This window comes from Actinocorallia lasiicapitis, from assembly GCF_054778695.1.
Genome location: NZ_BAAGZI010000233.1, coordinates 1 through 9,204, shown reverse-complemented (window position 1 = coordinate 9,204; position 9,204 = coordinate 1). Strand labels below are relative to the sequence as shown.

9 protein-coding genes are annotated in these 9,204 nt (G+C 70.3%); 8 read left to right on the top strand and 1 reads right to left on the bottom strand.

What is annotated here, in order from left to right:
- The coding region (locus ACYVE7_RS22465) for a sigma-70 family RNA polymerase sigma factor (RefSeq protein ID WP_460366973.1) at positions 1 to 684 on the bottom strand (684 nt) is incomplete at its 3' end.
- Between the two features lie 63 nt (positions 685 to 747).
- Here ACYVE7_RS22465 and ACYVE7_RS22460 point away from each other — a divergent pair.
- The 8 genes from ACYVE7_RS22460 to ACYVE7_RS22425 form a co-directional block, all read left to right on the top strand.
- Positions 748 to 1,872 carry a hypothetical protein gene (locus ACYVE7_RS22460; protein ID WP_460366972.1) on the top strand — a complete coding sequence of 375 codons (1,125 nt, stop codon included), beginning with the start codon at positions 748 to 750 and terminating at the stop codon, positions 1,870 to 1,872.
- A gap of 137 nt (positions 1,873 to 2,009) precedes the next feature.
- Positions 2,010 to 2,261: a hypothetical protein gene (locus tag ACYVE7_RS22455; protein WP_460366971.1), complete on the top strand. Its 252-nt coding sequence runs from the start codon at positions 2,010 to 2,012 to the stop codon at positions 2,259 to 2,261.
- A 39-nt stretch (positions 2,262 to 2,300) separates the two neighbouring features.
- The gene (locus ACYVE7_RS22450) at positions 2,301 to 3,470 is read left to right on the top strand and encodes a winged helix-turn-helix domain-containing protein (protein ID WP_460366970.1); all 1,170 of its coding nucleotides are present in this window, start codon (positions 2,301 to 2,303) and stop codon (positions 3,468 to 3,470) included.
- Between the two features lie 133 nt (positions 3,471 to 3,603).
- The gene (locus ACYVE7_RS22445; protein ID WP_460366969.1) at positions 3,604 to 5,259 is read left to right on the top strand and encodes an AMP-binding protein; all 1,656 of its coding nucleotides are present in this window, start codon (positions 3,604 to 3,606) and stop codon (positions 5,257 to 5,259) included.
- 277 nt (positions 5,260 to 5,536) lie between these two features.
- The gene (locus ACYVE7_RS22440) at positions 5,537 to 6,676 is read left to right on the top strand and encodes an acyl-CoA dehydrogenase family protein (RefSeq protein ID WP_460366968.1); all 1,140 of its coding nucleotides are present in this window, start codon (positions 5,537 to 5,539) and stop codon (positions 6,674 to 6,676) included.
- Positions 6,677 to 6,730: 54 nt separating this feature from the next.
- Positions 6,731 to 8,062 carry a cytochrome P450 gene (locus tag ACYVE7_RS22435; RefSeq protein ID WP_460366967.1) on the top strand — a complete coding sequence of 444 codons (1,332 nt, stop codon included), beginning with the start codon at positions 6,731 to 6,733 and terminating at the stop codon, positions 8,060 to 8,062.
- Positions 8,059 to 8,844 carry an SDR family oxidoreductase gene (locus tag ACYVE7_RS22430; RefSeq protein WP_460366966.1) on the top strand — a complete coding sequence of 262 codons (786 nt, stop codon included), beginning with the start codon at positions 8,059 to 8,061 and terminating at the stop codon, positions 8,842 to 8,844. Before ACYVE7_RS22435 ends, ACYVE7_RS22430 begins: the two co-directional genes overlap by 4 nt.
- A gap of 17 nt (positions 8,845 to 8,861) precedes the next feature.
- On the top strand, positions 8,862 to 9,204 hold a 343-nt coding region (locus ACYVE7_RS22425), incomplete at its 3' end, for a hypothetical protein (protein ID WP_460366965.1).

The window sequence follows — 9,204 nt, the reverse complement described above, 5'->3', positions numbered from 1 at the left end:
GTGGGCCTCCGCCGCGCCCGGCATCAGCCCGGCCAGCAGCCGGGCCAGCCGCAGCGCCTCGGCGACGAGCTCGGGACGCATCAGATCGTCGCCCTCGGTGGCGGTGTAGCCCTCGTTGAAGATCAGATAGAGGACGTGCAGGACGGCGTCGAGCCGGTCGGCCAGCTCGGGGCCGTCGGGGACCTCGAACGGGGCCCGCGCGGCGCGCAACGCCTTCTTCGCCCGGACGATCCGCTGGGCGATCGTCGGCTCCGGCACCAGGAACGCCCGCGCGATCTCGCCGGTGCCGAGCCCGCCCAGCAGCCGCAGGGTCAGCGCGACCCTCGCCTCCGTCGACAGGACGGGATGGCAGGCGGTGAACAGCAGCCGCAGGACGTCGTCCTCGATCGGCTCCGGCTCGCCCGCCTGCGGCGGCGCGGCGCGCCCGAGCTCGGCGATCTTCTCCTCGTGGAGTTCGCCGCGGCGGATCTGATCGATGGCGCGACGTTTGCCGACCGTCACCAGCCAGGCCCCCGGATTACGGGGGACGCCCTGCTCAGGCCAGCTTTCGAGCGCCGCGAGCAGCGCGTCCTGCGCCAGCTCCTCGGCGCGCCCCACATCCCGGGTGAGCCGCGTCAGCGCCGCCACCACCCGCGCCGATTCCGCCCGCCAGACGGCCTCCACGGCCGCGCGCGCCTCCGTCACCCGCCCAGTATCGCGCGGATCGGCGGTAGGTTAATCTGCCAGATCGAGTCGGGGGGTGGCGGGGTGACTACGCGCGGGCTGGACCGGCAGCGGATGCTGCCCGCCGCCATCGGGGTCGCGGCGATGCTGACGGCGTCCGTCGGGGTGGCCATGGTCGCCGCCCACGAGGAGAAGACCGGCCTGCCCAAGGACTTCAGGGAGCTCCAGGTCTCGACCGAGGTCGAGGGGAACGTCCAGACCGCGAAGCAGATCACCGTCGCTCCGCTGAAGAAGCGGTACACGCCCCATCTGCTGGTCGCGTCCGAGCAGGAGCTGCCGGCGGCGTCCGTCGCGAAGGTGCGGAAGGTGGCGGGCGTCAAGGTCGTCGAGGTGGTCGACGGGGCCCGCACGGACGTCGCGGGACGCAGCAACGTCGGCCTGCTCGGGGTCGATCCGTCGACCTTCCGCAACCTCGCGCCCAAGGAGTCGGCGAAGCTCGACGCGCTCTGGCGGAACGTCGCGGGCGGCGATGTGGTGATCTCCTTCCAGGGGCCGCAGCTCGGCACCGTCGTGCCCGCGGGGGCGGCGGTGCTGGGGGCGAGCGTCCGGGTGGGGGCGTTCGCGGCGCTCGGCGTGCCGTCGGTCGAGGCGATCGTCTCCCACGACCAGGCCGCCCGGCTGGGGCTCGCCCACCGCAACGCGATGCTGATCAGCGCGCCCAAGCAGAACCTGCCGAAGCTCGGCAAGAAGATCCTCAAGCTGCTGCCGAAGGGCGCGAAGGTCTCGGTGCTGCAGCAGCAGCGGACGGCGCCCGTCCAGGTCGCCCAGACGGCCCGCTCCCCGCTGACCGGGGTCGTCGGCTGCTCCAACCACATGCAGGCCGTCCGGAACGAGATCGACGCCGTCACCGGCCCGTTCCTGGTGATCGGCTGCGCCCGTCCCGGCGACCCGCAGGACCACGGCACCGGCGACGCCACCGACTTCATGGTCAGCTCGGGCGGCGCCGCCCCCGGCCCCGGCGGGGTCGCCAAGGGCAACGCCGCCGCGTCCTACGCCATCTCCAACTGGCAGCGCCTCGGCATCAAGTACGTGATCTGGCAGCAGCACATCTGGAACCCCTCGGTCTGCCGCTGCTGGCGCCCCATGGGCGACCGCGGCAGCATCACCCAGAACCACTACGACCACGTCCACATCTCCGTCAACCACTGACGTCGCGGAGCCCGGCAGGGGGAAGCGCCGGTGGGGGTTATGGCCTAGTCTGGGCGATCATGGACGCTCGGCTCGTGGTCTGTCGTGGTTGCTGCTGCGGGAGTGCCGCCAAGAACCCTCGGACCGATCATGAGGGGTTGCTGGCCAGGCTGCGGGCGCTGCCCGGGGTGGGGGTGCGGACCAGTGAGTGCCTCGGGCCGTGCGACCAGGCGAACGTGGTGGTGGCGCGGCGGGCGGGGGAGCGGCCCGTCTGGCTGGCGCTGATGAACAGCGAGGCCGCCGTCGACGATCTCGCCGGGTGGCTGGCCGGGGGCGGGGAGCTGCCCGACACGCTCGAACTGCTGCACAGGATTCCCGCCTACGGGCCCGGCGGGACGCGTCGGCGCTGAGGCCGCGGAAATGTCAGTGGCGGTTCCTAGGGTGTGGGCATGGAACTGTCGGGTGAACAGGCGCGGCGGATGGCGCTGCGGGCACAGGGGCTGCTCGGGGCCGTCGATCGGCGGGGCGGGGTCCGCGGGGTGCTGCGGAGCCTCGGCGCGGTGCAGCTCGACACGATCTCGGTGCTGGCGCGCTCCCACGAGCTGATCCCGTACGCGCGGCTCGGAGCCGTCGGCAGGCAGGCCGTCGAGAGCGCCTATTGGGAGCACGGCACCTCCTTCGAGTACTGGTCGCACGCGGCGTGCATTCTGCCGATCGAGGAGTGGCCGCTGTTCGCGTTCCGGCGGCGGGCGTTCACGGCGCGCGGATACCGCTGGCATGAGCTGAAGGACGGTACGCGGTCGGTCGCCGAGGTGCGGGCGAAACTGCGCGCCGAAGGGCCGCTGACCTCGGCGGACATCGGCGGGTCCAAGACGGGCGGCGTCTGGTGGGACTGGTCCGAATCGAAGATCGCGATCGAGTGGATGCTGGACGTCGGCGAAGTGGTCTGCGTGGAGCGGCGCGGCTGGAAACGGGTCTACGACCTGGCCGAACGCGCCGTCCCCGCCGAGCTGCGCGACACCGAGCTCGACGACGAGACCTGCCTGACCAGGCTGGTCGCCCAGGCCGGGCGGGCGATGGGCGTCGCCACCAGGGCCGATCTGGCCGATTACCACCGGCTGAAGAAGGCCCAGGTCGATCAGGTGATCGGCGGGACGGGGCTGGTGCCCGTCACCGTCCAGGGGTGGGGGGAGCGGGCCTGGGCCGATCCCGCGGCGCTGGAATCCGAGCCGAAGGGGCGGCACCGCACCACCCTGCTGTCGCCGTTCGACTCGCTGATCTGGGACCGCGCCAGAACCGAGCGGATCTTCGGGATGGCGCACCGGCTGGAGGCCTATGTGCCCAAGCCGAAGCGGGTGCACGGCTACTTCGCGATGCCGCTGCTGGCGGGCGGGAAGCTCGTCGGCAGGGTCGATCCGGCCCGTGAGGGGACCACGCTCGTCGTACGGCAGATCTCCCTGGACGGCCCGGAGCGCACCGTTCTGAAGAACACCGAAGCGGCCGCCAAGGCGCTGTGGGAGGCGGCGAGCTGGGTCGGCTGCGACGCGGTCAAGCTGGAACGTGTGCTTCCCGCTCATGCGGAACCGGCCCTGAGGGAGGCTTTGTCACGGCAGCTCTAAGACTGGTCTGTCCAACTTCGCCTCTGGTGAGTAACATCGCCCGGACTCAGGCGGTTACCCTTCGGTTCTACTCACCAGTAGACGGGCTTCTCGCCGCCCTCATCTCCCCCTGGCGTTCTGGAAGGACTGCGCGATGGCCTCGTGGCTTCGGGACTGGATCGACACCCCTCACCCGGACCGGGGCGTGTACCTGGCCGACGAGCAGGGCGGCTGGGCCTACCGGAGCTACCCCGAGATCGCGTCCTCCGCCAAGAAGATCGCGGCGGCGCTGGCCGAGGAGGGCGTCGGCCCCGGTGACGTCGTGTGCGCGATCATCCCGACGGACTACGACCTGATCTCCACCTACTTCGGGGTGTGGGCGTCGGGCGCGGTGATCTGCCTGATCACGCCGCCGCTGTTCCAGACGGGTGAGGAGTACGTCGCCCATGTGGCGGCGATCCTCCGTCAGGCGAAGCCGCGGCTGACCATCGCCTCGGCCGACCTCAAGGAGCTCACCGCCCAGTGCATGGAGCGGGCCGGGATCGCGGGCGAGCCGTGGCTGCCGCGCGAGGCCGACCACGAGGCTCCGCTGGCGCCCGAGTCGGAGCTGGCGCTGCTGCAGTTCACGTCCGGTTCCAGCGGTGAGCCGCGCGGCGTCCGGGTGACGTGGGACAACCTCGAGGCCAACAGCGACCACATCGTCAAGCACGTCGGTTATGTCGACGGCGACGAGGTCAACTCGTGGCTGCCGCTCTACCACGACATGGGTCTGATCGGCACTTTCCTCACCGCGGTGACCAGGCAGGCCACCCTGCACCTGATGCGGCCCGACCAGTGGATCCGCGATCCGAAGCGCTGGCTGGAGCGGTTCTCCCGCGCCCAGCACTCGGCGGCGCCGCCGTTCGCGTTCTCCTACATGGCGCGGCGGGTCAAGCCCGAGCAGGTCGAGGGTCTCGACCTGTCGGCGTGGAAGGCCGTGATCGTCGGCGCGGAGCCGGTCGACCCAGCCGGGCTCGAGGCGTTCTACCAGCTCATGGCGGGTACCGGTTTCCAGCGGACCGTCTACCGGCCGGCCTACGGGATGGCCGAGATCACGCTGTGCACGACCATGTTCGACGGCAGTGTCGAGCCGCTGTCGGTGCGTCCGGAGGCGGATTCGCTGAACTTCGGTGAGCCGATCCGGATCGCGGAGGAGCGGCGGCTGGGCCCCGACTCGGTGTACGACAAGGCCGGCTGGATGGTCGGCTGCGGCGCGATCGACGCGGCGATCCCCGTCCGGATCTGCGACGAGCACGGCAAGGAGCTGCCGGAGGGGTATCTGGGCGAGGTCGTGTCGGGTGGCCGTTCGGCGTGCGACGGCTACTACGCGGGCGCCGAGGGCAAGTCGACGCGGTTCATCGACGGCGAGGTCTGGACGGGTGACGCCGGTTTCGTCTACAAGGGTCAGCTGTTCGTGCTGGGCCGGATGGGCGACAGCCTGAAGGTCCGCGGCCGCTCGGTCTATGTTGAGGATCTGGAGGCGAAGCTCTCGGAGGTGACCGGCCTGCACAAGGGCCGTATCACGGTCGTGGCCGTCCCCGGCGTCGGTTCCCGGGGCGTCGCCCTGTTCGTCGAGGCAGAGGAAGGCGACTGGACTTCGGAGGCCCGCCGTTTCCTGGCCCGCCGCCTGGACGACGCCGACCTCACCATCGTCACCGGCCCCCGAGGCCTCATCGAACGCACCTCTTCGGGCAAGCCCCGCCGCCGCTACATGTACGAACGCCTCCAGGCCGGCACCCTAGACAACGTCAAGGTCCTCACCACCACCTGAGACCCGCGGCCCACCGAACGGCCAGGCCCGAGACACCCCCGTCCCCGGCCTGGCCGCAACCCTCGCCGTCCCGGCCTCTCCGCAGACACGTCGCCCACACCCCCGCACCCAATGCCTTGCCCCATCGACAACGTCAAGATTCCTGGTGCCTCAGCGCCTCGCGGACCTGGGGATTTCAACGGATGACGGCAGCCACGCTCCCGCATCCGGCAGCCTGGCGCGCCCAAATCCTGGAGTCCCCGGTAGCTTGTGCGCAGCACATAAGGAGGCCGAAGGCATGGTTGAGCGTCGGATGCCGACGGTGGAGTCGGCGGAGCTGATCGAGTTGGTCAGGGAGATCGCTGCCAAGGAGTTGTTGCCGAGGGTCGTTGAGGCGGAGCGGTCGGAGACCTTCCCTCGGGAGGTGTTCCGGTTGCTGGGCAGGGCCGGGCTGCTGGGGTTGGCGTATCCGGAGGAGGTCGGCGGGGGCGGCCAGCCGTATGAGGTCTATCTCCAGGTGCTGGAGGAGATCGGTTCGGTCTGGGCTTCGGTGGCGGTGGGCGTCAGCGTGCACACGCTGTCGTGTTTCCCTGTTTTCACGTTCGGGTCGGCGGAGCAGAAGGCGCGGCTGCCGGAGATGCTGGGTGGCGGGCTGCTGGGCGGGTATGCGCTGTCGGAGAGCCAGGCGGGTTCGGACGCGGCGGCTCTGACGACGCGCGCGGTCCGTGACGGCGATGGCTATGTGATCAACGGTTCGAAGGCGTGGATCACGCATGGCGGGGTGGCCGATTTCTACGCCCTGTTCGCGCGGACGGGTGATTCGGGTGCGCGGGGGATCAGCGCGTTCCTCCTGGACGGTGATGCCGCGGGGCTGACCGCGGGCCGTCCCGAGGAGAAGATGGGCCTGACCGGTTCGACCACTGCTCCGCTGCATCTGGACGGGGTCAGGGCGCCGGTGGCGAGCCTGCTCGGTGAGGAGGGCGCGGGGTTCTCGGTCGCGATGGCGGCGCTCGATTCGGGCCGTCTCGGGATCGCGGCGTGTGCCGTCGGGCTGGCGCAGGGGGCGTTGGACGAGGCGGTGGCGTATGCGAAGGAGCGCGAGCAGTTCGGCTCGAAGATCATCGAGTTTCAGGGTCTCGGTTTCCTGCTGGCGGACATGGCGGCGGCCGTCGAGTCGGCGCGGGCCACTTATCTGGAGGCGGCGCGCCGCCGTGACGCGGGCCTGTCGTACAGCCGTCAGGCGAGTATCGCCAAGCTGGTGGCGACGGACGCGGCGATGAAGGTCACCACGGACGCCGTCCAGGTGTTCGGCGGCAACGGCTACACGAGGGACTTCCCGGTCGAGCGGTTCATGCGCGAGGCGAAGGTGATGCAGATCTTCGAGGGCACCAACCAGATTCAGCGGTTGGTGATCGCCCGAAGCCTCGCGAGGTCTTGACGGTACGTACGGTGTAAGTAAAGACTTACGGCGTCCGTCTTGGGAGGTATGCACATGGGCGTGCTCGCGCCGGCACCGGAAGGCCTCAAAGCCGTTCCCGGCGATCCTGGACTGCCGTATCTCGGCTACATCCTGGAGTCGATCCGCGATCCGCTGAAGTGGGCGGAGGGCCGGCGCGCGAAGTACGGCGCCGTGTCCTGGTCGAACTTCCTCGGCAAGAAACTGGTGACCCTGCAGGGACCGGAGGCCGCCGAGACCGTCCTGATCAACCGGGAGAAGGCGTTCGCCAGCGGCCCGGCCTGGGGTTTCTTCATCGGCCCGTTCTTCCACCGCGGCATCATGCTGCTCGACTTCGAGGAGCACCTGCACCACCGGCGGATCATGCAGCAGGCGTTCACACGTGCCCGGCTGCGCTCCTACATGGAGAGCATGGCGGGCAGCATCGCCACCGGCATCGCGGACTGGCGGCCGGGCGCGTTCAAGGTGCTGCCGCACAACAAGCAGCTCACCCTCGACCTCGCGCTGGACGTCTTCGTCGGCGTCAAGCTGGACCAGCGCGAGGCCGACCGGCTGAACAAGGCGTTCGTCGACGCCGTCCGGGCCGGGCTCAGCATCGTCCGCTACCCGGTGCCCGGGATGCGGTGGAGCCGCGGGCTGAAGGCGCGCCGCGATCTGGAGAGGTTCTTCTTCGACCACATCGCCGCCAAACGGCGCGACGGCGGCGACGACCTGTTCGCGGCCCTCTGCCAGGCCGAGTCCGACGACGGCGACCGCTTCACCGACGAGGACGTCGTCAACCACATGATCTTCGCGCTGATGGCGGCGCACGACACCACCACCATCACCATGACGACCATGGCCTACTACCTGGCCAAGAACCCCGAGTGGCAGGAGCGCTGCCGCGTCGAGTCGCGCGCCCTCGGCAAGGAAGTCCTGGACTTCGACGACCTCGACGCCCTCACCTCGATCGACCTGGTGATGAAGGAGTCGCTGCGGCTGTGCTCCCCGGTGCCGGGCCTGCCGCGCGAGACCGTGAAGGACACGGTCGTGCTCGGCCACCACATCCCCAAGGGCACGCTGGTGAACGTCGCGACCTTCACCAACCACTACATCGAGGAGTACTGGCCCGACCCGCGGCGGTTCGACCCCGAGCGGTTCGCGCGCAAGGAGGACCGGGTGCACTCCTACGCCTGGTACCCGTTCGGCGGCGGCGTGCACAAGTGCATCGGCCTCCACTTCGCGGGAATGCAGGTGAAATCGATCCTTCATCAGGTTCTGCTGAACTACTCCTGGTCGGTGCCGGACGACTATGTCTGGCCGCTCGACATGACCACCCTCCCGGTGCCCAAGGACGGGCTCCCCGTGAAACTGGAGCGTCTGAAGTGATCGTCGCCATCACCGGTGCCGCACGCGGCATCGGCTACGCCACCGCGAAGGCCCTCAAGGCGCAGGGCATGACCGTCGTCATCGGCGACATCGACGAGGAGGCCGTCGCAGCGGCGGCCGCCGAGCTGGGGGTGGACGGCCATGTCCTGGACGTCACCAACAGGGCCTCGTTCGAGGTGTTCCTGGAGGCCGCGGGCGAGTACGACGTCCTGATCAACAACGCGGGCATCATGCCGATCGGCCCGGTCACCGAGGAGTCCGACGCGGACGCCCGCCGCTGCTTCGACATCAACGTGCACGGCGTCATGCTCGGGACGAAGATCGCGCTGGCCCGGTTCCGGCCGCTCGGCAGGGGCCAGATCATCAACATCGCGTCGCTGGCGGGGATGATGCCCGCGGCGGGCCTGGCGCTGTACAACGGGAGCAAGGCGGCCGTCCTGCTGTTCACCGAGGCCACCCGGCTGGAGGTCGCGGGGGACGGTGTGAAGGTCGGCGCGGTCCTGCCGACCTTCACCAACACCGAGCTGGTCGCCGGCACCCGCAGCCCGAAGGGCCGCAAGTACTCCGAGCCCGAGGACGTCGCCGCCGCCGTCATCGCCATGATCGCCAAGCCGCGCCCGCAGCTCAGCGTCCCCAAGTCCTACGGTCTCCAGCTCAAGCTCGGCGCCCTCCTCCCGCCCGCCGCCCGCGAGGCCGTCGCCCGCCGCTTCGGCCTCGACACCCTCTTCCTGGACTACGACCACTCCGCGAGAAAGATTTACGACGACCGCATCCGCGGCTAACACCTAGACTCTGCCCCGTGAAACATGGCAAGCCGGTCTTCGTCGACGGAACGGGACGGCGCAGGAAGCTGATGCGCCGGGCGGGGCTCGGCTTCGGCGCCCTGCTCGGCGGCTACGCCCTGGTCCTGGGCATCGGCCTCGGAACAGGCGCCGACGTGCCGATGGACGACTGGATCGCGCCGCCGAAGACCGAGCGGCCCAAGATCGAATCCGTGCCGACCCTGCTGCGCAGGACACCGGAGCCCGAGGCGGCCGGCACCCGGCCGCCGGGCACCGCCCCGGCGAAGCCCGCCCCGGCCGGGACGGCCCCCCCCGAGCCGTCGACCGCGGCCCCCCCCCCCCCCCCCCCGCCCCCCCCCC

What these genes read in the sequence shown, in the direction of transcription:
- ACYVE7_RS22435 (WP_460366967.1), top strand. Translation starts at nt 6,731, where the DNA reads ATGGGCGTGCTCGCGCCGGCACCGGAAGGCCTCAAAGCCGTTCCCGGC.
- ACYVE7_RS22445 (WP_460366969.1), top strand. Translation starts at nt 3,604, where the DNA reads ATGGCCTCGTGGCTTCGGGACTGGATCGACACCCCTCACCCGGACCGG.
- ACYVE7_RS22440 (WP_460366968.1), top strand. Translation starts at nt 5,537, where the DNA reads ATGGTTGAGCGTCGGATGCCGACGGTGGAGTCGGCGGAGCTGATCGAG.
- ACYVE7_RS22450 (WP_460366970.1), top strand. Translation starts at nt 2,301, where the DNA reads ATGGAACTGTCGGGTGAACAGGCGCGGCGGATGGCGCTGCGGGCACAG.